The sequence below is a fragment of the Paraburkholderia unamae genome (assembly GCF_003096875.1).
Classification (GTDB): Bacteria; Pseudomonadota; Gammaproteobacteria; order Burkholderiales; family Burkholderiaceae; genus Paraburkholderia; species Paraburkholderia unamae.
Map to the genome: position 1 here is coordinate 35,998 of NZ_QEOB01000037.1, position 23,676 is coordinate 59,673.

21 protein-coding genes and 1 tRNA gene are annotated in these 23,676 nt (G+C 64.9%); 12 read left to right on the top strand and 10 right to left on the bottom strand.

Annotation, left to right across the window (positions count from 1 at the left end; all coding sequences use genetic code 11):
• Nucleotides 1–2: 2 nt before the first annotated feature.
• The 6 genes from C7402_RS42180 to C7402_RS42205 all read right to left on the bottom strand — a co-directional run bounded on the left by C7402_RS42180 (nt 3) and on the right by C7402_RS42205 (nt 6,171).
• On the bottom strand, nt 3–929 hold the full coding sequence (locus C7402_RS42180; protein ID WP_116614785.1) for a prepilin peptidase: 927 nt from the start codon (nt 927–929) through the stop codon (nt 3–5).
• Between the two features lie 28 nt (nt 930–957).
• Nucleotides 958–2,178, bottom strand: coding sequence for a type II secretion system F family protein (locus tag C7402_RS42185; RefSeq protein ID WP_116614786.1), 1,221 nt, complete (start codon nt 2,176–2,178; stop codon nt 958–960).
• On the bottom strand, nt 2,175–3,404 hold the full coding sequence (locus tag C7402_RS42190; protein WP_244315070.1) for a GspE/PulE family protein: 1,230 nt from the start codon (nt 3,402–3,404) through the stop codon (nt 2,175–2,177). The genes C7402_RS42185 and C7402_RS42190 overlap by 4 nt, the downstream gene beginning before the upstream one ends.
• A 143-nt stretch (nt 3,405–3,547) precedes the next feature.
• Nucleotides 3,548–4,867, bottom strand: a complete 1,320-nt coding sequence (locus tag C7402_RS42195; protein WP_112177512.1) for an HlyC/CorC family transporter — start codon at nt 4,865–4,867, stop codon at nt 3,548–3,550.
• Between the two features lie 197 nt (nt 4,868–5,064).
• A tRNA-Pro gene (locus C7402_RS42200) sits at nt 5,065–5,141 on the bottom strand.
• 37 nt (nt 5,142–5,178) lie between these two features.
• A complete protein-coding gene (locus tag C7402_RS42205) occupies nt 5,179–6,171 on the bottom strand; it encodes a polyprenyl synthetase family protein (RefSeq protein WP_112177511.1) in 993 nt (330 codons plus the stop codon).
• 283 nt (nt 6,172–6,454) lie between these two features.
• On the opposite strand from C7402_RS42205, the gene rplU reads away from it, so the two are divergent.
• The 4 genes from rplU (at nt 6,455) to proB (ending at nt 9,565) form a co-directional block, all read left to right on the top strand.
• Nucleotides 6,455–6,766, top strand: coding sequence for a 50S ribosomal protein L21 (gene rplU / locus C7402_RS42210; RefSeq protein WP_007180329.1), 312 nt, complete (start codon nt 6,455–6,457; stop codon nt 6,764–6,766).
• A gap of 26 nt (nt 6,767–6,792) precedes the next feature.
• Nucleotides 6,793–7,056, top strand: coding sequence for a 50S ribosomal protein L27 (gene rpmA / locus C7402_RS42215; RefSeq protein WP_112177510.1), 264 nt, complete (start codon nt 6,793–6,795; stop codon nt 7,054–7,056).
• A 203-nt stretch (nt 7,057–7,259) separates the two neighbouring features.
• Nucleotides 7,260–8,363, top strand: coding sequence for an Obg family GTPase CgtA (gene cgtA, locus C7402_RS42220; protein WP_116614788.1), 1,104 nt, complete (start codon nt 7,260–7,262; stop codon nt 8,361–8,363).
• Nucleotides 8,364–8,446: 83 nt separating this feature from the next.
• On the top strand, nt 8,447–9,565 hold the full coding sequence (gene proB, locus C7402_RS42225; RefSeq protein WP_112177508.1) for a glutamate 5-kinase: 1,119 nt from the start codon (nt 8,447–8,449) through the stop codon (nt 9,563–9,565).
• Between the two features lie 95 nt (nt 9,566–9,660).
• Here the strand turns inward: proB and C7402_RS42230 are convergent, their stop codons facing one another.
• Entirely contained in the window at nt 9,661–10,230 is a 570-nt protein-coding gene (locus tag C7402_RS42230; RefSeq protein ID WP_112177507.1) for a CNP1-like family protein, read from the bottom strand.
• 119 nt (nt 10,231–10,349) lie between these two features.
• Nucleotides 10,350–11,030 carry an RNA pyrophosphohydrolase gene (locus tag C7402_RS42235; protein ID WP_112177506.1) on the bottom strand — a complete coding sequence of 227 codons (681 nt, stop codon included), beginning with the start codon at nt 11,028–11,030 and terminating at the stop codon, nt 10,350–10,352.
• Between the two features lie 285 nt (nt 11,031–11,315).
• On the opposite strand from C7402_RS42235, the gene C7402_RS42245 reads away from it, so the two are divergent.
• A complete protein-coding gene (locus C7402_RS42245) occupies nt 11,316–13,052 on the top strand; it encodes a proline--tRNA ligase (protein ID WP_116614789.1) in 1,737 nt (578 codons plus the stop codon).
• Between the two features lie 68 nt (nt 13,053–13,120).
• On the top strand, nt 13,121–13,720 hold the full coding sequence (locus C7402_RS42250) for a MarC family protein (RefSeq protein ID WP_112177503.1): 600 nt from the start codon (nt 13,121–13,123) through the stop codon (nt 13,718–13,720).
• A 100-nt stretch (nt 13,721–13,820) separates the two neighbouring features.
• Here the strand turns inward: C7402_RS42250 and C7402_RS42255 are convergent, their stop codons facing one another.
• Both C7402_RS42255 and ffh read right to left on the bottom strand, forming a co-directional pair.
• Nucleotides 13,821–14,372, bottom strand: a complete 552-nt coding sequence (locus C7402_RS42255) for a hypoxanthine-guanine phosphoribosyltransferase (protein ID WP_112177502.1) — start codon at nt 14,370–14,372, stop codon at nt 13,821–13,823.
• A gap of 147 nt (nt 14,373–14,519) precedes the next feature.
• Nucleotides 14,520–15,887: a signal recognition particle protein gene (ffh, locus tag C7402_RS42260; protein ID WP_112177501.1), complete on the bottom strand. Its 1,368-nt coding sequence runs from the start codon at nt 15,885–15,887 to the stop codon at nt 14,520–14,522.
• A 105-nt stretch (nt 15,888–15,992) separates the two neighbouring features.
• Here ffh and C7402_RS42265 point away from each other — a divergent pair, with 105 nt between their 5' ends.
• The 6 genes from C7402_RS42265 to C7402_RS47910 all read left to right on the top strand — a co-directional run bounded on the left by C7402_RS42265 (nt 15,993) and on the right by C7402_RS47910 (nt 23,663).
• A complete protein-coding gene (locus tag C7402_RS42265; RefSeq protein ID WP_116614790.1) occupies nt 15,993–16,922 on the top strand; it encodes a cytochrome C assembly family protein in 930 nt (309 codons plus the stop codon).
• A 22-nt stretch (nt 16,923–16,944) separates the two neighbouring features.
• Nucleotides 16,945–17,268: a PP0621 family protein gene (locus tag C7402_RS42270; RefSeq protein WP_112177499.1), complete on the top strand. Its 324-nt coding sequence runs from the start codon at nt 16,945–16,947 to the stop codon at nt 17,266–17,268.
• Nucleotides 17,265–17,891: a 1,6-anhydro-N-acetylmuramyl-L-alanine amidase AmpD gene (gene ampD / locus C7402_RS42275; RefSeq protein WP_116614791.1), complete on the top strand. Its 627-nt coding sequence runs from the start codon at nt 17,265–17,267 to the stop codon at nt 17,889–17,891. The genes C7402_RS42270 and ampD overlap by 4 nt, the downstream gene beginning before the upstream one ends.
• 576 nt (nt 17,892–18,467) lie before the next feature.
• The gene (locus C7402_RS42280) at nt 18,468–21,458 is read left to right on the top strand and encodes a ribonucleoside-diphosphate reductase subunit alpha (RefSeq protein ID WP_116614792.1); all 2,991 of its coding nucleotides are present in this window, start codon (nt 18,468–18,470) and stop codon (nt 21,456–21,458) included.
• Nucleotides 21,459–22,019: 561 nt separating this feature from the next.
• Nucleotides 22,020–23,243: a ribonucleotide-diphosphate reductase subunit beta gene (locus C7402_RS42285; RefSeq protein ID WP_112177544.1), complete on the top strand. Its 1,224-nt coding sequence runs from the start codon at nt 22,020–22,022 to the stop codon at nt 23,241–23,243.
• A gap of 93 nt (nt 23,244–23,336) precedes the next feature.
• Entirely contained in the window at nt 23,337–23,663 is a 327-nt protein-coding gene (locus C7402_RS47910) for a hypothetical protein (RefSeq protein WP_112177496.1), read from the top strand.
• The last annotated feature ends 13 nt before the right edge of the window (nt 23,664–23,676 follow it).

Sequence of the window (23,676 nt, forward strand, 5' to 3'; positions counted from 1 at the left end):
GATCAGTTCCCCCACGCAAAAACGCCATAAAGCGGTGTACCCGCGAACAGCGTGATGAGCGCGCCCGCGGCGAGATAAGGTCCGAAGGGCAACGGCTCCTCGAAGCGCATGCGCCCGCTCAGGGTCGCCGCGATGCCCACGAGCGCACCGGCCACAGCGGCGATCACGACGATCTGCGGCAGCGCGCTCCAGCCGAGCCACGCGCCGAGCGCCGCAAGCAGCTTGAAGTCACCGTGGCCCATGCCCTCCACGCCGCGCAGCAGCTTGAAGACCCAGTAGACGGACCAGAGCGCCAGGTAGCCGGCGATCGCACCGATCACCGCTTCGCGCAGCCCGGCGAACGTGCCCGCGAAGTTGATGATGAGACCGGCCCACAGCAGCGGCTGCGTGATCTCGTCGTACAGCATCTGGTGTTCGAGGTCGATCGCGCTTGCGGCGATGAGCACGGCGCACAGCCCGAAGGCCGCAAGCGCCTTGCCCGATGGCCCGAATGCCAGCAGCGCGGCAACGGCGCAGGCGGCACTTGCCAGTTCGATGAGCGGGTAGCGCACGCTCACGCGCACGTGGCAATGCGAGCAGCGCCCGCGCAGCGCGATCCAGCTGAACACCGGAATGTTCTCCCATGCGCGCAGCACGTGGCCGCAGTGCGGGCAGGCGCTGCGCGGCAGCCACAGGTTGTAGCGCGCGGGCAGCCCGTCGTCTTCGAAGAGCGGGCCGGAGGTGCCCGCCGCTTCGGCCACATCGGCGCGCCAGGCGCGCTCGAGCATGACCGGCAGGCGGTGGACGACGACATTGAGAAAACTGCCGATGACGAGCCCGAGCACGATGGCGAAGCCGATCAGCACGCCGAAAGGCAGGGTGCCGAGAGCGGCTTCGAACGGTGTTGCGGCGGCGGCCGGGTCGGGCGCGGACAGAAAATGAACGGGCATGAGTGGGAACCGTAATCTGGCAGCGATGCTACACCACGTTGCCCAGTTGAATGATGGGAAGATACATCGCGACGACGAGCCCGCCGACCAGCGCGCCGAGCACGACGATCACGAGCGGTTCGCAAAGGCTCGACACGAGCGCGATCTTTTCGTCGACCTGACGGTCGGCGAGCGAGGCCACGTCGAGCAGCATGGCGTCGAGCGCGCCCGACTCCTCCGCAACGGCCACGGGCTGGACCACGTCGGCCGGGAAGCAGCCCGCCGCGCGCATGGCGGCGGCAAGCCGCTCGCCGTGGCGCAGACGCGCGCTGATGCCCGCGCTCGCGCGATCGAAGCAGGCATTGCCGCTCGCATGCGCGAGCGAATCGAAGGCATCGGCGAGCGGCGTGCCGGCGGCGAGCAGCGTGCCGAGCGCGCGGCTCCAGCGCGCCGCGCAGAGCGTGGTGAGGAGCGCGCCGCATAGCGGGAGCTTCAGCAGCAAGCGTCCGAATGCGATGCGCGCCGCTTCCGAACGGCGCAAGCCGGCGCGAACGGCCAGCGTGCAGGCCGCGATAACGAGTGCGGCCGGAATGCTCAAACGTGCCGCGGCCGCCGAGAGCATCAGCACGAACTGCGTGGGCGCGGGCAGCGCGGCGCCGAATCCGTCGAAGATCTGTTTGAACGTGGGCACGACCCACACCAGCAGCGCCGCGGTAATGACGAAGGCGAGCAGCAACACCGCAACGGGATAGGTGAGCGCGGCGCGCACCTTGGCGCGTTGCGCGGCGGCGCGTTCGCGGTCGTCGGCGAGGCGGGCGAGCACGGCGGCGAGCGCACCCGATGCTTCGCCCACCGAAACAAGCTGGCAATAGAGCGCGTTGAAGCGTGCCGGATGCCGTGCGAGCGAGTCGGCAAAGCGCAGGCCGGCGGTGATATCGCGCGCAAGCGCGGCGGCGATGCGCGGCATGCCGTGCGGCCCCGGCGATTGCGCGAGCAGATCGAGCGCGCCCGCGAGCGGCAGGCCCGCGCGCAGGAGGCTCGCAAGCTGGCGCGTGAAACGCGTGACGTCTGCGTGGCTTGCCTTTGGCAATGGCGCGCTTCCTTGCCGGTCGACCGAAAGAACGGTGATGCGCTCGCGCTTGAGCGCGACGCGCACCGAGGCGGCGTCGAACGCAATCAAGGTGCCGCGTTTCGTTGCGCCCGTTGCGTCGAGGCCGCGCCACGTGTAGCGCCACTCCGATGCGTTGTCGTAGGTGTGCGCGGCGTTCATGGCGCTTCCGTTGCAGCGAGCGCTTCCGCGAGGCTGGTGGTGCCGTCGCGCACACGCGCGAGCGCCGCGTCGCGCAAGGTCGCGACTCCTTGCTTGCGTGCTTCGTGTGCAATCTCGTGCGCGCTGCGCCCGCTAACGATCAGGTCGCGAATGGCCGCCGATACCGGCATCACTTCGTGTATGCCCACGCGCCCCCGATAGCCGATGCCGTGGCAAGCCTCGCAGCCGCGCGCAACGTAGGGCTGTGGGATCTCGCCGTCGCTTAGGTCGAAGCCCGCTGCGCTCAGCGCCGCTTCCGACTCATCACCTCGCACGCGACAGTGCGGACACACGCGCCGCACGAGCCGTTGCGCGGTCACGAGCCGCAGCGCGCCCGCCAGGTTGTAGGGCTCGACGCCGATGTCGATCAGGCGCGCGCACGCCGCGCTCGCGTCGTTCGTGTGCACGGTGGAGAGCACGAGATGGCCGGTTTGCGCGGCCTTCACGGCGACGCTCGCGGTTTCCTCGTCGCGGATTTCGCCGATCATGATGACGTCGGGATCCTGACGCAGCAAGGCGCGCAACGCCACCGCGAAGGTGAGCCCGGCCTTCTCGCGCACGTTGACCTGGTTGATGCCCGCGAGCTGGATTTCGGCCGGGTCTTCCACCGAACAGAGATTGCGCGCGGCGCCGTTGAGCATTTGCAGAAAGCAGTAGAGCGAGAGCGTCTTGCCGCTGCCGGTGGGGCCGGTGACGAGCACGAGACCGTGCGGCGCGCCAATGGCTGCGGCTACCGTGCGTTGTTGTGCTTCATCGAGCCCGAGTTCGGCAAGAGACAGGTCGGCGGGCAACGCTTCGAGGCGGCGCAGCACGAGCTTCTCGCCGTGCAGCGTGGGCAGTGAATTCACGCGGTAGTCCTCGGCGGCCTGCGACGCAGCGACAGGCGCGAGGCGCAGCCTGCCGTCCTGCGGCACGCGCCGCTCGGCGATGTCCATGCGCGCGAGCACCTTGATGCGCGTGGCGAACGCGTCACGCAAATGCACGGGCGGCCGCGCCATTTCGTGCAGCACGCCGTCGATGCGCAGACGCACGCGCCAGCCGTGCTCCATCGGCTCGACATGCAGGTCGGAGGCATTGCGCCGCGCGGCTTCGCGCAGCGTTTCGGCGAGCAGGCGTACGGCGGGGGCGTCGTCGAGCGGTGGTGGCGAAGCCGGGGCGGGTGCGCGAGCCGCGCCGCCGCCGCTCATGCCGGCTTCGGAAAGCGCGGCGAAGGCGGGGCGCGCGTGACGATAAGGAGTGGAAAGCATGGCATGCCGGCGCGAAGCCGCCTCGAACAGATGACGACTTCATCATCGCGCGTGGGGCGTGACACCGGCACCTGGCCGAACGGCTAACGTCCCGGCAACAACTTCTTCGCTTTTTGCAGCGTGCCCGTGCGCTGTTTCGCGCCGGGCTTGAACAGCTTGACGGTGCGCACCGCCTGATCGTCGCTGCGCAGCACTTCGAGTTTCACGTCGCCGATCTGCAAGCACACGTCGCCTTCGGGAATCTCTTCGAGCACTTCGAGAATCAGACCGTTGAGCGTTTTCGGGCCGTCGGTGGGCAGCTTGATCTGGAGCCAGCGATTGAGCTCGCGCAGGGGCATGCTGCCCGGCACGATGCATTCGCCATCGTCGTTCCAGCCGCCGCGCCCGGTGCCGCTGCGCGGCATCGTCGTCGTGAATTCGCCGATCAGTTCCTCGATGATGTCTTCGGGCGTGACGAGCCCTTCCATCTCGCCGTATTCGTTGACGACAAGCGCGATGCGATGACGGCTTTCCTGGAAGTACTGAAGTTGCTGGAACACGGGCGTGCCGGTGGGCACGAAATACGGCTCGGTGAGCAGTTCGCGCAGCGTTTCGCGCTCGAAATCCTGGTTGTGCAGGGCGGCGAGCGTCTTGCGCACGTGGAGCACGCCGAGCACGCGGTCGATGTCGCCCTGATAGACGATCAACTTGTTGTGATAGCAGGTTTCGAGCTGATGCAGGATCTCTTCGAGCGGCGCTTCGAAGTCGAGCGCCTCGATGCGCCGGCGCGGGATCATCACGTCGTCGACCGTGATGTTCTCCAGATCGAACAGGTTCAGCAGAATGCTGCGGTGCTTGGTGGGCATGAAGCTGCCCGACTCGAGCACGATGGTGCGCAGCTCTTCCGTTGAGAGCCGCTGGTCACGCGCCTTGTGCGTGTTGATGTGCAGCACGCGCAGGATCGCGTTTGCGAACATGTTGACGAACCAGATCAGCGGCTTGGTCACGCGCATGAGCGGCGCGATCAGCAGGCTCGCCGGCAGCGCGATTTTCTCGGGAAACGTTGCGCCCACAATCTTCGGCGTGATTTCGGCGAACACGATGATGAGAAACGCGACGATGCCCGTGGCGACCGAAAGCACGAGATTGTCGTGGCCGAACGTGTGCAGCGCGATCGAGGTCGTGAGGACCGGGATGATCGTGTTGAAGAGATTGTTGCCGATCAGGATGACCGACAGCAGCAGGTCGGTGCGCGCGAGCAGCTTCTGCGTGGTTTTCGCACCGAGCGCGCCGTGGTTCGCAAGATATTTGAGCCGATGGCGATTGAGCGCCATCATCGCCGTTTCGGAGATGGAGAAGAAGCTGGAGCAGATGAGCAGGACGAAGACGGCGCAAATCTGCGCCCATAAGGGGAGGTGGTCCACGCGTCGAGACAGTGAGGGGGCGGATGGGGAAACTATAACAGAGGGGTGCCGGGGTTCCGGGGCCGCAGTCCTGGCCAGTCCTCGGCAATTGGCCGAACGGACAAGGCGTCGCGCAACGTGCACCGCCTGCGCACACAGGGCGTAATGTACGGACGAAAAAAAACCGCGCAGTGCATGCGCGGTTTTTTTTGAAATTCTGGTCGGGGTGAGAGGATTCGAACCTCCGGCCTCTACGTCCCGAACGTAGCGCTCTACCAGGCTAAGCTACACCCCGAATTTACTGCTGGACTCCACAACCCGCTTCGTCTGTTTCAAGACTGGCGCGTCGTCGAGTAAGAACATAATTCTAGCAGGCTATCTTTGTAAATGGAAGGGGGGAACGCTGAAATTGCATCGGCGGCGGCCTGGGCCTCGGCACGCGCGCATTGCAGCGTGTGTTCGAGCGCGCCCGAACGCGTGATCGCCGCGAAGATTTCGTCGAAGCGCGTCGTGCCGCCTTGCTCGATCGCTTCGCGCGCCAGTGCGGCTTCCGCCGCCGTGCCGTGCTCGATCAGCCAGATGAGCGGCAGCGTGGGCTTGCCTTCGCGCAGGTCGTCGCCGGCGTTCTTGCCCATCGATTCCGGCGTGCCGGTGTAGTCGAGCCAGTCGTCCATGATCTGGAACGCCGTGCCGATGCGCCGGCCGTACTCGGCCGCCGCTTCCTCGGCGCGCGCATCCGCACCCGAAAGCACCGCGCCGAGCTGCGCCGCGGCTTCGAACAGCTTGGCGGTCTTGTAGCGGATCACCTGCATGTAGCGGTCGGTGTCCACGTCGGCGTCGTGCATGTTCAGGAGTTGCAGGACTTCGCCTTCGGAGATGATCGTCGTGGCCGCCGAAAGAATCTCCATCACGCGCATCTTGCCCACACCCACCATCATCTCGAACGAGCGCGAGTACAGATAGTCGCCAACTAGCACGCTGGCGGCGTTGCCGAACAGCGCGTTGGCCGTCTGGCGGCCGCGCCGCAGGTCGGACTCGTCGACGACGTCGTCGTGCAGCAGCGTGGCCGTGTGAATGAATTCGACGACCGCTGCGAGCACATGGCGATGCGTGCCGCGGTCGCCGAGCGCGCCGGCCACGAGCAGCAGGAGCGCCGGGCGCAGCCGCTTGCCGCCCGCACCGATGATGTACTCGGAGATCTGATTGATCAGCATCACCTCGGACGCCAGGCTCTGCCGGATGACACGATTCACCTGCTCCATGTCACTGGCGATGGGGGCGAGCAGGGTGGCTGCGCTGGGGGATGGGGTGGCGGTGGACGACATGATGGCAAATATGGGTAGTGCCGCGGATTATAAGGCGAATCGGCTTCCTGCCGGACGCTCCCATGCCGTCCGGCCGATGGTTCCCTCTATTTCAGCCTTGCCCGCGATGGTGCCTGGACGCAGGCGTTACGTCGTACGGATGGCCGCCAGGGCCGCCCGGCGGGCCCCGAGGCGCTCGCGCGACGGGCGCGCATTGTCTTTGACCGCGTAGCTAACTCTATGTATAATCTAAGGTTTCGGGCGCGCAGTGCGTCTGAAAAGATATTTTAGAGTGAGGTTCTCAATGTACGCGGTCATAAAAACCGGCGGCAAGCAGTACAAAGTTGCCGTTGGCGAAAAACTTAAAGTAGAACAGATACCGGCTGACATTGACGCAGAAATCACGCTCGACCAGGTTCTCGCAGTGGGCGAAGGCGAATCGATTAAGTTCGGTACGCCGCTGGTCAGTGGGGCTTCCGTCAAGGCCACCGTTGTGTCGCAAGGCCGACACGCCAAAGTGACCATCTTCAAGATGCGTCGCCGGAAGCACTACCAGAAGCATGGCGGCCACCGCCAGAACTACACCGAACTGCGCATCGACGCGATCAACGCGTAAGCGCACGCAGGTAAAGGAGCAAACAAATGGCACACAAAAAGGCAGGCGGGTCGTCACGTAACGGCCGCGACTCAGAGTCGAAACGACTTGGCGTGAAGGTGTTCGGCGGCCAGGCTATCCTCGCAGGCGGCATCATCGTTCGCCAGCGCGGTACGCGTATGCACCCGGGCCTGAACGTCGGCATCGGCAAGGACCACACGCTCTACGCGCTGGTCGACGGCCACGTCTCGTTCGCGATCAAGGGCGCAGCCAACAAGCAACTGGTCAACGTCGTCCCGGCAGCGGCCTAAGCTTTAGACCGCTCGCGAGCGGGCTACACGCGACGCAAAGAAGGCCCCGCGAAGTTTGCGGGGCCTTTTTGTTTATCCGCGACCTTCCGGGGTCGCATCGAATTGAAGCGGCGGATAAACGCAGCGTCGCTGGCCATTCGGCCAGATTGGCCAGTTTCGGCCGCGGCGGGCAAAATACCGACATTCACGGGACGGAGTAACGCATGAAGTTCATTGACGAAGCGAAGATCGAAGTCATCGCCGGCGATGGGGGCGATGGCAGCGCGTCGATGCGACGCGAGAAGTTCGTCCCGTTCGGCGGGCCGGACGGCGGCGACGGCGGGCGTGGCGGCAGCGTCTACGCTGTGGCTGACCGCAACATCAACACCCTTATCGATTACCGCTACACGAAGAAGCACCAGGCGCGCAACGGCGAAAACGGCCGCGGCTCGGACTGCTATGGCAAGGGCGGCGACGACATCACGCTGCGCATGCCGGTGGGCACCGCCATCACCGACCAGGACACGGGCGAACTGATCGCCGACCTGACCGAGCACGACCAGCGCGTGCTGGTCGCCCAGGGCGGGGCGGGCGGCCTCGGCAACCTGCATTTCAAGTCGTCCACGAACCGCGCGCCGCGCCAGAAAACCGACGGCAAGCCCGGCGAGCGCCGCATGCTCAAGCTGGAGCTGAAGGTGCTGGCGGACGTCGGCCTGCTCGGCATGCCGAACGCGGGCAAGTCCACGTTCATCTCCTCGGTGTCCAACGCCAAGCCGAAGATCGCCGACTACCCCTTCACGACGCTCGCGCCGAACCTGGGCGTGGTGCGCGTGGGGCCGAGCAAGAGCTTCGTGATCGCCGACATTCCGGGCCTGATCGAAGGCGCAGCGGAAGGCGCAGGCCTCGGTCACCAGTTTCTGCGACATCTCCAGCGCACGAACCTGCTGCTGCATCTGGTCGATCTCGCGCCGTTCGACGAAAGCGTCGATCCCGTGGCGGAAGCCAGGGCGATCGTCGGCGAGCTGCGCAAGTACGACGAGACGCTCTACGAGAAGCCGCGCTGGCTCGTGCTCAACAAGCTCGACATGGTGCCGGAAGACGAGCGCGCCGAGCGCATTGCCGAGTTCGTGAAGCGCTTCGAGTGGGACGGCCCGGTGTTCGAGATTTCGGCGCTCACGGGGCAGGGCTGCGAGAACCTGTGCTACGCGGTGTACGACTATGTCTCGGCGCATTCGGACGCGCGCCGCGCGGCGGAAGCCGAAGACCTTGCCTCCGACGTGCGCTTCCGTGAAGGACAGGGCGGGAACGCCGGGCAGCCGCAAGAGTAATCCGGCGCATGCCGGCGCGCGAGCCGCGCCGGCCGCTCCTTGGAAACGTCACGCGTCATCAGTCATTTGGGAGACCGCGCAGCATGCGTTCCGTCATCGCCGATTCGCGGCGTCTGGTAGTGAAAGTCGGTTCGAGCCTCGTCACCAACGACGGGCGCGGCCTCGATCATGCGGCAATCGGCCGCTGGGCCGCGCAGATCGCGGCGCTGCGCGCGCAGGGCAAGGAAGTCGTGCTCGTGAGTTCGGGCGCCATTGCCGAAGGCATGCAGCGCCTTGGCTGGACGAAGCGGCCGCGCGAGATCGACGAGCTTCAGGCCGCCGCAGCGGTCGGGCAGATGGGCCTCGCGCAGGTGTACGAGAGCCGCTTTGCCGAACATGACATTCGCACGGCGCAAATCCTGCTCACGCACGCGGACCTGGCCGATCGCGAACGCTATCTCAATGCGCGCTCCACGCTGCTCACGCTGCTGCGCCTCGGCGTCGTGCCGATCATCAACGAGAACGATACCGTCGTCACCGACGAAATCAAGTTCGGCGACAACGACACGCTCGGCGCGCTCGTCGCGAACCTGATCGAGGGCGACGCGCTCGTCATCCTCACCGACCAGAGCGGGCTCTACACGGCCGATCCGCGCAAGGATCCCACGGCGACGCTCGTGCAGGAAGCCGACGCGGGCAAGCCGGAACTGGAAGCGATGGCGGGCGGCGCGGGGTCGAGCATCGGCCGCGGCGGCATGCTCACCAAGATTCTCGCGGCCAAGCGTGCCGCGCACAGCGGCGCGAACACCGTGATCGCGAGCGGCCGCGAGGCCGAGGTGCTGGTGCGGCTCGCTTCGGGCGAGGCGATCGGCACGCAACTCATCGCGCGCACGGCACGCATGGCCGCGCGCAAGCAGTGGATGGCCGACCATCTCCAGGTGCGCGGCCATGTGGTGATCGACGACGGCGCCGTGCAGAAGGTGACGGACGACGGCAAGAGCCTGCTGCCGATCGGCGTGACGGGCGTGCAGGGCGCCTTCGCGCGCGGCGAGGTGATCGCGTGCCTGAACGGCGCGGGCGTGGAAGTGGCGCGCGGGCTCACCAACTACAGCAGCGCCGAGACGAAACTGATCCAGCGGCATGCGAGCGGCGAGATCGAAGGCATCCTCGGCTACATGCTCGAGCCGGAGCTGATTCACCGCGACAATCTCGTGCTCGTTTGAGCGCGCGCATCAGCGCGAACGCGTAAAAAAGCCGCTGCGGCCCCAAGGCCGCAGCGGCTTTTTTCATGCCCGTGACAACGGGCAATGACGGCGCGTTAGCGCACCAGCATCGACTGCGTGCGCCCGTAGCGCAGATTCTGGACAATGGCCGGCGCTTTCGCGAGCGGCATCTTGTTCGCGCAGAAGTAGTCTTGATAAAGCCGCGACTGATACGCGTTGAGCGTGCCGTTCTCGATGCGCGACCAGTTGTTCGCGACGGTCTGGTCCCAGCCGTTGTGATCGGCGTCGAGGCTCGCATAGAGGCGCCACTCGTAGGTGTCGCAGCGAATCCCTTCGTAGTTCACGTTGCGCGCGCCCGTCGGGCTCGTGATGACGACCGTGTAGCGCACGACGCCGTCGGTGCCGACCGTGAGCGAGTCGGGGTCGATGGCGAACTTGAGCGGCGAATTATTCGAGACGTCGAACGGCAGCAGCGTCGCGCCCGCTTGCGGCAGCGCCGGCAGGCTTTCGACCTTGTTCTCCTGCCAGGTGCCCTGGCGGTCCAGCAAATAGGTGAACGCGCTGTCGTCCTTGTTGGTGGGACCGGAACTGGAACACCCGGCCAGCCCGGTCAAAAGCAGCACACCGCCTGCGACGCAAGTCGCAGCAAGAGCAAATCGTTTCAAATTGGTTTTCCTCGAAGCACCGGCGCCGTGCTCACGAACGTGCAGCGCCGCGAATGCGAACCGCGAGGCCCGGCGCGTGGTGCGCCGGTCTCGCCGGTTCGGGCGTTCTTTGCGTTGGCTCAAGCCCCTTGGTCGTGCTCGTCCTGCGCAGGCTCGATGATACTCTGCGCCGAAGCGCAATCGCTCTCGATCGGCGCAAGCTGCGGCACGTCGTCCGGCATGCTCGCGTACGGCAGGGCGTGCACGGCGTCGGCATGCGCCGACGTCACGATGCGCGGGTAGCGCACCTCGTGAGCCTGCACACCCAAACGCTCCTGGCGCGGCGCGGGCCGGCGCAGGAAACGCGAGAGCTCGGTGAGCGCAAGCTGATAGACGTCGCGCTTGAACTCGATGACCGCTTCGAGCGGCACCCAGTATTCGTTCCAGCGCCACGCATCGAACTCGGGATGCTCCGTTGCCCTCAGGCAGATATCGCAGTCGCGCCCGACCATGCGCAGCAGAAACCAGATCTGTTTCTGACCGCGATAATGGCCGCGCACTTCGCGCTTGATGAACTTGTCCGGCACCTCATAACGCAACCAGTCGCGCGTGCGACCGACGATCTTGACATGCTCCGGATGCAGACCGGTTTCTTCGTGCAACTCCCTAAACATTGCCTGCATGGGGGTCTCACCGTACTTGATGCCCCCTTGCGGAAACTGCCAGGAATGTTCGCGAACCCGTTTGCCCCAAAACACCTCGTTTCGCGCGTTCAAGAGGATGATGCCGACGTTCGGGCGAAACCCCTCACGATCCAGCATACAACCACCTTCGAATCCTTTAAAATTGCTTTGATTATAAACAGATAACGGACCTCACGCACCCGGCGGCCGGAAAGTTGGAACGATTTACCGCTGCCGCGCAACAACGCGCTCGGGGCGGGATCGGCTTCGCATCCGGCGGCCATCCTGGCTCAGGCCAACCGCGGTCATCGCCGGTCTCCGGCGCAGCGCACGGCGTGTTGTCATAATGGCGGGTTCGTGAACTCCTCCGTTGGTCATCTCTTCGGGCGGTCTGCACCGGGCCGCCGCTTTTGGATAATTTGAATGAAAGCCTCCCGTTTCTTTATCGGCACCCTGAAGGAAGCGCCCTCTGACGCGGAAATCGTCAGCCACAAGTTGATGGTTCGCGCGGGCATGATCCGTCGCGTCGCCGGCGGCATCTACAACTATCTGCCGATCGGCCTGCGCTCGATCCGCAAGGTCGAACAGATCGTGCGCGAGGAAATGAACCGCGCCGGCGCCATCGAGTTGCTGATGCCGGCCGTGCAACCGGCGGAGCTGTGGCAGGAATCGGGACGCTGGGAACAATACGGGCCGGAACTGCTGCGTTTCAAGGATCGCAAGCAGAGCGACTTCGTGATGGGCCCGACGCACGAAGAAGTCGTCACCGACATCGCGCGCGGCCAGATCAAGAGCTATCGCCAGCTGCCGGTGAACTTCTACCAGGTGCAGACGAAGTTTCGCGATGAAATCCGTCCCCGTTTCGGTGTGATGCGCGGCCGCGAGTTCATCATGAAGGACGCGTACTCGTTCGATAAGGACGTCGAAGGTCTCAAGGTCTCGTACCAGAAGATGTACGACGCCTACACGCGCATCTTCACGCGTCTCGGTCTCGAGTTCCGCGCGGTCGCGGCCGACAACGGCTCGATCGGCGGCAGCGGTTCGCACGAATTCCACGTGATCGCGGAAACGGGCGAGGACGATATCGCCTACTGCCCGACCTCGGACTTCGCGGCCAACGTCGAAGCCGCCGATGCGCTGCCGCTCATCGCGCAGCGCGGCGCGCCCACGCAAGCGCTCACGAAAACGCCCACGCCTGGCGCGGCCAAGTGCGAGGCCGTGGCGGAGTTGCTCGGCATTGCGCTCGAAAGCACGATCAAGTCGATCATTCTCGCCACCGACAACGAAGGCGCCGAGCCGACCATCTGGTTGCTCATGCTGCGCGGCGACCACGATCTGAACGAGATCAAGGCCGGCAAGCTCGAAGGTCTGGGTGGCTTCCGCTTCGCGACCGAAGCGGAAATCGTCGAGTGGTTCGGCACGCCGCCGGGCTACCTCGGACCGCTCAACACGAAGAAGCCGGTCAAGGTGATCGCCGATCGCACGGTCGCGAACATGAGCGACTTCGTGGTGGGCTCGAACGAAGTGGACTTCCACACCACGGGTGTGAACTGGGGCCGCGACTTGCCGGAGCCGGTCGTCGCCGACATCCGCAACGTGAAGAAGGGCGACCCCTCGCCGGACGGCAAGGGTGTGATCGACATCTGCCGCGGCATCGAAGTGGGCCACGTGTTCCAGCTCGGCACGAAGTACTCGGAAGCGATGAACGCCACGTACCTCGCCGAGAACGGCAAGCCCGCGCCGATGCAGATGGGCTGCTACGGTATTGGCGTCACGCGTATTCTCGGTGCAGCCATCGAGCAGAACTTCGACGAGAAGGGCATTATCTGGCCTGAGTCGATCGCGCCGTTCCAGGTCGTCGTGTGCCCGATGGGCATGGACCGCAGCGAGCTCGTGCGCGAGCACGCCGAGCGTGTGTACAACGAACTGCTCGAATCGGGCGTGGACGTGATTCTCGACGACCGCGGCGAGCGCCCGGGCGTGATGTTCGCCGACTGGGAGCTGATCGGCGTGCCGCATCGTCTCGTGATCGGCGATCGTGGCCTGAAGGAAGGCAAGATCGAGTACCAGGGCCGCCGCGAGACGGAAGCGACGCTGCTCCCGGCCGACGAGGCCGCGCAGACAGTGGCGCAGAAGATCCGCGCCGCGCTCGCGGTGTAAGCGCGGTTCGATCGCCCCGCAGTTCAATCGCCCATTGCGGCAACCTCGGCTAAAGGAGCGCAGCTAGCGTGGAGTACAGTTTTCTGTCCGCTACGGTTCTGCTGCTCCTCATTACCGACCCGCTCGGCAATATCCCGCTCTTCATTAGCTGCCTGCGCGGCGTTGCCCAGCAACGCCGCGCGATCGTGATCCTGCGCGAGGTCGCGATCGCGTTTTTCATCCTGCTCATCTTCATGGTGGCGGGCAACAGCTTCCTGCGCATGATGGGGCTCACCGACACGTCGCTGCGCATCGGCGGCGGCATCGTGCTGTTCCTCATCGCGCTGCGCATGATCTTTCCGCATCCGGGCGGACCGTTCGGCGGGGGCGACAAGGGTGGCGAGCCGCTCATCGTGCCGCTCGCCATTCCCGCGCTGGCGGGGCCTTCGGCGCTCGCCACGGTCATGCTGCTCACCTCGCAGGCGCCCGGCAAGCTCTATGAATGGGTGGCGGCGCTCGTCGTCACGATGGTGATCTGCGCGGCCGTGCTGGTGATGGCCGAGCGCATTCAGCAATGGCTCGGCGAGCGCGTGGTGACGGCCTTCGAGCGGCTGATGGGGCTCGTGCTCGTGGCGATTTCCGTGGAGATGATCCTCGCGGGCATCGCCAACTTCGTGCATCACCTCTGACATCGCGCGCGGCAGGCGTCGCAGGCAATAAAAAAGCAGCCCGAGGGCTGCTTTTTTTCATGGCGCCGCGGCTAACCCGCGAGCACGCCGCATGCTCGATTCAAGCGCCTTCGGTCAGCGCACGGATGGTCGGCAGATTGCGCCAGTAACCCTTCGCGTCCATGCCGCAGCCGAACACATAGCGGTCCGGCACCGAAAAGCCGCAGTAGTCGGGATGCAGCGGCTTGGCCTTCGTGAGCGTCTTTTCGCACAGCACGGCCGAGAGGAAACGCTTCGCGCCCATGTCCATGATGCGGTCGCGGATCGCGGCCATGGTTTCACCCTCATCGAGGATGTCGTCGAGCACGAGCACCACCCGGTCCTTCACCGACTCGCGCGGCGCGACGCGCCATTGCATCTCCGCGCTGCCCTTGATGGCGTTGCGGTAGCGCGTGAGGTGGATGTAATCGAACTCCAGCGGGAAGTCGAGGTGCGGCAGCAGCATGCCGGTGAACACCGCCGCGCCGCCCATCACCGACAGCACGAGCGGGAAGTCCTCGCTGATCTCGGCGCGGATGGCGTCGGCCATGCTGCCGATCGACGCATTGACGTCGCCCTCCGAAACGATCTCTTCGGAGTGGCGGAAAATGTGCAGGGCTTCTTCGCGATTCATGACTCTGGCGGGCGGTGGCTGTAGCTATTGAAGTGTGGAAAATAACGGCGGCGCGCGCTACAGCATATACCCGCGCGTTTGTTCCATCACGCGCCGCGTCGTGTGGGGCCGGGTGCGCATGACGCGACACGCGGCCCGCAAGGTGCGTTAGCGCATGCCGGGCATCATGCCCTTCATGCCGCGCATCATCTTTTGCAGGTTGCCGCCCTTCAGCTTCTTCATCATGGTGCGCATCTGGTCGTACTGGTTCAGCAGGCGGTTGACCTCCTGCACCTGCACGCCCGCGCCCGCCGCGATGCGGCGCTTGCGCGTGGCCTTGATGAGATCGGGCTTGGCGCGCTCCTGGGCCGTCATCGAGTTGATGATGCCTTCCATGCGGCGCATCTGCTTTTCGGCCTGGCCCATGTCGGCGCCCGAGGCGGCTTGCTGGAACTGCGCGGGCAGCTTGTCCATGAGCGACGACAGGCCGCCCATTTTCTTCATCTGCGACAGTTGCGCGCGGAAATCGTTGAGGTCGAAGTCGCCGCCTTTCTTGACCTTGTCGGCGAGCTTTTGCGCGGCCTGAACGTCCACGCCGCGCTGCGCTTCCTCGACGAGCGCGAGAATGTCGCCCATGCCGAGAATACGGTTGGCCATGCGCTCGGGGTAGAACACCTCGAGGCCGTCGAGCTTTTCCGCGACGCCGACGAACTTGATCGGCTTGCCCGTGATGTGGCGCACGGAGAGCGCCGCGCCGCCGCGCGAATCGCCGTCGAGCTTGGTGAGCACGACGCCGGTGAGCGGCAGGGCGTCGTTGAACGCCTTGGCCGTGTTGACCGCGTCCTGGCCGAGCATCGCGTCGACCACGAACAGCGTTTCGGCGGGTTTGAGCGTGGCGTGCAGCGCGGTGATCTCGTTCATCATCGCCTCGTCGATACCGAGGCGGCCGGCCGTGTCGACGAGCAGCACGTCGTGGTAGTGGCGCTTGGCCCAGTCCACGGCCGCGGCGGCGATCTCGACCGGCTTCTGGTCGGGCTGCGAGGGGAAGAAGTCGGCGCCGACCTGTTCCGTCACCGTCTTCAGCTGCGCGATAGCGGCGGGGCGGTAGACGTCACACGAAACGGTGAGGACCTTCTTCTTGTATTTCTCGCGCAGGAGCTTGGCGAGCTTGCCAGTGGTGGTGGTTTTACCCGCGCCTTGCAGACCCGCCATCAGGATGACCGCGGGCGGCGTGACGGCGAGATCGAGCTCGGCGGCCTTGCCTTCGTAGTCGCCGCCGATCACGGCGGTCAGCTCGCGCTGCACCACGCCGACGAGCGCCTGGCCGGGCGAGAGGCTGGCGATCACTTCCTCGCCGAGCGCCTTTTCCTTCACCTTGGCGATGAATTCGCGCACGACGGGCAGCGCCACGTCGGCTTCGAGCAGCGCGAGACGCACCTCTCGGAGCATTTCCTGGGTATTGGCTTCGGTCAGCCGGGCTTCGCCGCGCAGCGTCTTGACGACGCGCGCCATCCGTTGAGTGAGATTATCGAGCATGGGGAGGCGGTGAGCAGTGCGGCCCGGCCCGCGCACGCGAAACAGGAAGGCGCAGCATTGCGTCGCGATCCCGCGCGGCCAGGGGGCCTATAGTAAACTTCGAACATGGATATTGTACTGTATGCCCTCACCGTGCTCCTGTACGGCGGATTGTGCGCCGCCGACTGGCGCGCGCTGCGCCGCGCCGGCGCCGCGCCGCTGCTCGGCAGCGTGCCGCCTGTGCCGGTGACGGTCGGCGCGGGCGACGCCGCCCTGCGCACGCGCACCTTCGGCCCGCTTTCGCGCTCGCTGCTGTTCGTCGCGCTCGCCGCGCACGGCGTGTTGCTGCACATGACGATTTTCCCGGCCAACGAAATGGTGTTCGGCTTCGCGTTCGCGTTGTCGGCCATGTTCTGGCTCGGCGCGGGCATCTACTGGATCGAGAGCTTTTTCTTCTCCCTCGACGGCTTGCGTCTGTTGCTGCTGCCCCTGGCCGCGCTCGCGTCGATCCTGCCGCTCGTGTTCGGCGGCGTGCGCGTGCTGCCGTATGCAGCCGCGCCGATGTTCAAGCTGCATTTCGTCATCGCGAACGTCGCCTACGGGCTCTTTGCGATCGCCGCGCTGCACGCGGTGCTCATGCTCGCCGTCGAGCGCCGCCTGCATGCGCTCAAAGGCGCCGGCTTCCAGCGCAATGCGAACCATCGCGGCGGAGGCTGGCTGTCGAACTGGATCGAGACGCTGCCGCCGCTGCTCACGATGGAAAAGCTGCTGTTCCGTCTGATCGGCGCGGGCTTCGTGCTGCTCACGGCCACGCTCGTCTCCGGCATCCTCTTTAGCGAGCAGTTGATCGACCGGCCGCTCTCGCTCGATCACAAGACTGTGTTCGCGATTCTTTCGTGGCTCATGTTCGGCGCGCTGCTCACCGCGCGCAAGATCTCCGGCTGGCGCGGCCGCGCCGCGCTGCGCTGGGTGATCGCGTCGTTCGTCGCGTTGCTGCTCGCCTATGTGGGCAGCCGTTTCGTTTTCGAGGTGCTGCTGCACCGCCCCGTGGTTTGAGTCGTGTGAGTCGCGTGTTCCGATGAGACAGATACTTCTCCTCGTGCTGCTGTTCGTCGTCGGACAGTGGTTCGTCAAGGCGCTGCGCCGTGCGCAGACGCAAACGCGTCCCGGCGCTCAACCGGGGCAGGGCGCGCCGGGGCAGGGTGCCGCGCGTGGCGCCAACGGCGGCGCGAGCGCGGCAGGCAAGGGCGCGTTGCCCGAGCCGATGGTGCGCTGCGCCGAGTGCGGCGTGCATGCGCCGCGCAGCGAGTCGGTGACGGTGGGTGCGCGCTCGTTCTGTAGCGCCGAGCACGCACGCGCTTACGACGCGCGCACGACGGCGCAGGACCGCCCCGCACGATGAGCGCTGCTTCACCTGCATCGCCGGCCTGTGAGGTCGATGCGCGGGGCTGGGTGCCCGGCGCACGTCATCTGCCTTCGCCGAACTTCGAAGCGCGCCCGCAAGGCGCGGTGCCGACGCTCATCGTCGTGCACAACATCAGCCTGCCGCCCAACGTGTTCGGCGGCCCCGAGATCGCCGATCTCTTCCTCAATCGACTCGACTGCGACGCGCATCCGTATTTCGATGCGCATCTGCGCGGCGTGCGCGTCTCGGCGCATTTCGTGATTCATCGCGACGGGGCGCTGGAGCAGTTCGTCTCGTGCGACGAGCGGGCGTGGCACGCGGGCGCGTCGAGCTTCTTCGGGCGCGAGCGCTGCAACGATTTCGCCATCGGCATCGAACTGGAAGGCAGCGACACGACGGCCTTCGAAGCGGCGCAGTACGTCACGCTCGCGGCGCTCGTGAAGGCGCTCGTCGCGCGCTATCCGATCGAGGCGCTGGCGGGCCATTCGGACATCGCCCCTGGCCGCAAGACCGACCCCGGCCCGCATTTCGACTGGGCGCGTCTGCAACACGATACGCAGCTCGCGAACGCGAGCTTCCCCTATATCCAGGGGCGCGACGCGCAGGACGCGGCGTCGTGACGCGCTCGATTCGCCGTTGAACGCGCACCGGCTGCCCAGGAAACAAGCACATCCCGCGCTCGCAAGCGGGGTGTTCACGCGCGCCTCGCAGACCACTGGAAGCGCCATCCGGCGGCAACGCCCGCGCCGCTTGGCTTACCGTCTTGTCAAGATAGGACCAGTAAAAAAAGGCGTTTGACCGCCCCGCATCTTCCACTATACTTTGTACTCGAAACAAGGCTTCACACCATATGTTGTGTTGTACCGCGGCGCCCCGCTCCACGAGCATGGCGCCGCGCGCGTTACCGGCATAGGAAAAAAAGAAACTTTGTACGGTGCCGCCCGGCCAGGAAGTCCGGCGCACCGGCTGTAATCGAGAGAGAAGGTACAGCCAATGATCGCGACATCCACGATGAAGACCGCAGCCGTTCGTGTGTCATCTGCCTTGTCGCATCCGGCAGCCTCGCCAGGCTGGTCTTTTCTCTCCGCCCGCTGATATGTCGATTTGTGCGTGCACACGGGGGCACGACAGGCGCGGCGTCCGTACTAATCCGCGAAAACTCTTCGCACCTTTCCAGGACCACAGGAGCTTTGCACATGCAAACGACCGATAACGTCTCGACCCGGTATGAAGGCGCGCCTGGCGCGCACACGCTGGGTGGCCAGCCGCAGGACGGCCAGACGAGCGCGCAGCAGTTCGCCGACCACAAGGTGATTCGCCGCAACGGTAGCGTGGTGTCGTTCGAACCTTCGAAAGTCGCGATCGCGATGACGAAGGCATTTCTCGCCGTGAACGGCGGCCAGGGCGCGGCTTCGGCGCGCGTGCGCGAGCTCGTCGAGCAGCTCACGCAGAACGTCGTGCGCGCGCTCGTGCGCAGCCGTCCGAACGGCGGCACGTTCCATATCGAAGACATCCAGGATCAGGTCGAACTCGCGCTGATGCGCGGCGGCGAGCACAACGTCGCGCGCGCCTACGTGCTGTATCGCGAGAAGCGCAACCAGGAGCGCGCGCACGCGCCGGAAACGGCAGCGCCCGCCGCGCCCGGCATCAACGTCACCGACAACGGCGTGACGCGTCCGCTCGACATGCAGGCGCTGCGCGCACTGATCGTCTCGGCTTGCGACGGTCTCGGCGACGCGGTCAACGCCGACCCGATCGTCGCGGAAACGGTGAAGAACCTGTACGACGGCGTGCCGATGACCCAGGTCTACGACTCGGCCATCCTCGCGGCTCGCACGATGATCGAAAAGGACCCGGCATACAGCCAGGTCACGGCTCGCATCCTGCTGCACACGATCCGTCGCGAAATTCTCGAAGATGAAGTCACGCAAGCCGAAATGGGCATGCGTTATGCGGACTACTTCCCGCAGTTCATCAAGCGCGGCGTCGAAGCGGGCCTGCTCGACGACAAGCTCCAGCAGTTCGACCTGAAGCGCCTCGGTAACGCGCTCGACTCGAACCGCGATCTGCAATTCGGCTACCTCGGCCTGCAAACGCTGTACGACCGCTACTTCCTGCACGTGCACGGCACGCGCATCGAAATGCCGCAGGCATTCTTCATGCGCGTCGCGATGGGCCTCTCGCTCAACGAGATCGACCGTGAAGCGCGCGCGATCGAGTTCTACAACGTGCTCTCGTCGTTCGACTTCATGTCGTCCACGCCCACGCTGTTCAACTCGGGCACGCACCGCTCGCAGCTCTCGTCGTGCTACCTGACGACGGTTGCTGACGACCTCGACGGCATCTACGAAGCGCTCAAGGACAACGCGCTGCTCTCGAAGTTTGCCGGTGGTCTCGGCAACGACTGGACGCGCGTGCGCGCGCTCGGCTCGCACATCAAGGGCACCAACGGCAAGTCGCAAGGCGTGGTTCCCTTCCTGAAGGTGGTGAACGACACGGCAGTGGCCGTGAACCAGGGCGGCAAGCGCAAGGGCGCGGTGTGCGCCTACCTGGAATCGTGGCACCTCGACATCGAAGAATTCCTCGAGCTGCGCAAGAACACGGGCGATGACCGCCGCCGCACCCACGACATGAACACGGCGAACTGGATTCCCGACCTGTTCATGAAGCGCGTGATGGAAGGCGGCGACTGGACGCTCTTCTCGCCCTCGACCTGCCCGGACCTGCACGACAAGTTCGGCGCCGAGTTCGAACAGGCTTACACGGCTTACGAAGAGAAAGTCGCGCGCGGCGAGATCAAGCTGTTCAAGAAGCTGCCGGCCGCGCAACTGTGGCGCAAGATGCTCGGCATGCTGTTCGAGACCGGCCATCCGTGGATCACGTTCAAGGATCCGTGCAACATCCGTTCGCCGCAGCAGCACGTGGGCGTGGTCCACTCGTCGAACCTGTGCACGGAAATCACGCTGAACACGAGCGACAGCGAAATCGCCGTATGTAACCTGGGTTCGGTGAACCTGGTCGCGCACATGGTCGAACAGGCCGACGGCACGTTCGCTCTCGACCACGAGAAGCTCAAGCGCACCATCAGCGTGGCGATGCGCATGCTCGACAACGTCATCGACATCAACTACTACGCGGTGTCGAAGGCGCGCAACTCGAACCTGAAGCACCGTCCGGTGGGCATGGGCATCATGGGCTTCCAGGACTGCCTGCACGTTCTGCGCACGCCGTTTGCTTCGCAAGAAGCCGTGGAGTTCGCCGACCGCTCGATGGAAGCCGTCTGCTACTACGCGTACTGGGCGTCGATGGAGCTGGCAGCCGAGCGCGGCCGCTACTCGACCTACCGCGGCTCGCTGTGGGATCGCGGCATCCTCCCGCAGGACACGCTCAAGCTGCTCGCCGAAGCGCGTGGCGGCTACGTCGAAGTCGACTCGAGCGAGTCGATGGACTGGACGTCGCTGCGCGAGCGCATCGCGGCACACGGCATGCGCAACTCGAACTGCATCGCAATCGCACCGACCGCGACCATCTCGAACATCATCGGCGTGTCGCCTTGCATCGAGCCGACGTTCCAGAACCTGTACGTGAAGTCGAACCTCTCGGGCGAATTCACGGTGGTGAACGACTACCTCGTGCGTGACCTGAAGGCACGCGGCCTGTGGGACGAAGTCATGGTCGCCGACCTCAAGTACTTCGACGGCATGCTCTCGCGCATCGACCGCGTGCCGGCCGATCTGCGCGCTGTGTATGCAACGGCGTTCGAAGTGGACCCGACGTGGCTCGTCGAAGCGGCGTCGCGTCGCCAGAAGTGGATCGACCAGGCGCAGTCGCTGAACATCTTCATGGCGGGCGCATCGGGCAAGAAGCTCGACGAGATCTACAAGCTCGCATGGGTGCGCGGCCTGAAGACCACGTACTACCTGCGCACGATGGCGGCCACGCACGTCGAGAAGTCGACGGTCGCGCACGGCGCGCTCAACGCCGTGCCGACGGGTGGTGACGGCGGCGGCAATGCCGGCGGCGCATTCGGTGGTGCATCGGGTGGCGCATTCGGCGGTGCAGCAGGCTCGACCACGATGCAGGCCGCAGCGCAAGCCGAGGTGGAAGCCGCACCGGAAGCGGAAGGTCCGGTGTGCATGATGCGTCCGGGCGATGCCGGCTTCGAAGAGTGCGAGGCTTGCCAGTAAAGCGGGCTGCGCATGATGCGTGCGGTGCAACGCCGCTCGCATCATGCGAGGACCGAAGCATCGGTAGCGCATCAGTAGCGCATCAGTAGTAAACAGTAGAAGAGATGTAACAACGAATGAGGCGCGCGCAATGCGCGCCGTCTCTCCCGGCAACGCGCTTCACGCGCGTTGCACGACGCGAAAGAGACAACAGGAAGGAATCCCTGGAGTTTCGCGCAGGGACCCAACTCAGGCCGCGCGAGCGAAAAGCGCAGCGCGCGGCAAGCAGTGAGCGGCGAGTGAAAACGCACTCGCGGCGCGAGCGAAAAGCGCGCGGCGCACGCTGTCTTTCACACACGCTCTCGATGTCGCGATGACCTTCGAAGCGCATCGCACGCGCGATGTGAGCACGACGAATCAGTGCTCTCTACGCAGTGCTTGCGCGATGCAATCGACACGATGCGATAACAAAGTGTTGTATCGAGGTCGCAACGCGAATCGAAAACAGGATTTTTCGTGTGCGAACCCTTTTATCGCTCACGAAAAGATGGTACAAACCGATCTAAATTGATGGTGACATTTATGCTCAACTGGGATGACGAGATCACGGCCGTAACTCCGTCGAGCGGTGCGCAGCAAAACGCGTTGCGCAACCCCGCGGGTCAGGCTGTCCAGGCTGCCGAGGTGCAGTTTGGTCTGCGTTCCGCTCCTCAGGCTTCATCGGCGACCAACATCTTCGCCAGCGACTTCGCCGTCGCACCGCCGCCGCAAGCGCCGGTCTCGACCGAAGCGCGCGTGAATGTCGCCGACAAGCGCATCATCAACGGCCAGACCGACGTGAACCAGTTGGTGCCGTTCAAGTACAAGTGGGCCTGGGAGAAGTACCTCGCGGGTTGCGCGAACCACTGGATGCCGCAGGAAGTCAACATGTCCCGCGACATCGCCCTGTGGAAGGACCCGAACGGTCTGACCGAGGACGAGCGCCGCATCGTCAAGCGCAACCTCGGCTTCTTCGTGACCGCCGACTCGCTCGCCGCGAACAACATCGTGCTCGGAACCTACCGGCACATCACGGCGCCCGAATGCCGCCAGTTCCTGCTGCGCCAGGCGTTCGAAGAGGCGATCCACACGCACGCATACCAGTACATCGTCGAGTCGCTGGGCCTGGACGAAAGCGAGATCTTCAACGCGTACCACGAGGTCAAGTCGATCCGCGACAAGGACGAGTTCCTGATCCCGTTCATCCAGACGCTGACTGATCCGTCGTTCAAGACCGGCACGCTCGAAGCCGACCAGACGCTGCTCAGGTCGCTCATCGTGTTCGCCTGCATCATGGAAGGCCTGTTCTTCTATGTGGGCTTCACGCAAATTCTCGCGCTCGGTCGCCAGAACAAGATGACCGGCGCCGCGGAGCAGTATCAGTACATCCTGCGCGACGAGTCGATGCACTGCAACTTCGGCATCGACCTCATCAACCAGATCAAGCTCGAGAACCCGCAATTGTGGACCCCGGCGTTCCGTGCGGAGATCACCGATCTGTTCAAGCAAGCGGTCGAACTCGAGTACCGCTATGCTGAAGACACCATGCCGCGCGGCGTGCTGGGTCTGAACGCATCGATGTTCAAGAGCTATCTGCGCTTCATCTGCAACCGCCGTTGCCAGCAGATCGGTCTCGACCAGCTGTTCCCGAACGAAGAGAATCCGTTCCCGTGGATGAGCGAGATGATCGACTTGAAGAAGGAACGCAACTTCTTCGAGACGCGCGTGATCGAATATCAGACGGGCGGTGCGCTGTCCTGGGAATAACCCGGGCGCACCTTGGTGCCATCTTTTAGGGGTTGCCGGAGGCGGCGCGCGAGCCGCCTCGACCGGCATGATGATTAGGAGCAGGAACGCCTGATGCAAAGCGTGCCCGGAGCCCAGGTGGCTCACATACGTGCAAGGCACTTTGCGAACCCTTCAGTGGGATGGGCAAACTTCCCCCCGGAAAAGGGCGCTGGCTACGCGAGTGATGCGACCAGCGTCTTCAACGAACGTTGCCCGGTGTCGGTAGCCGACGCCGGAATGACTCGGCGCGCTGTGTCTCGTGACACGGCGCGCCTTACCGCATTCATTAGCGTAAGCGCGCGGGACCAGCGTACGCCGATGAATAGCCCGCTTCGCAGTGTGCGCCGTGAGAAGCGCTCGCGGGAAGCGGGTTTTGACGAAGGGTGTAGTTTGAACTGACTCTCATCTGAAC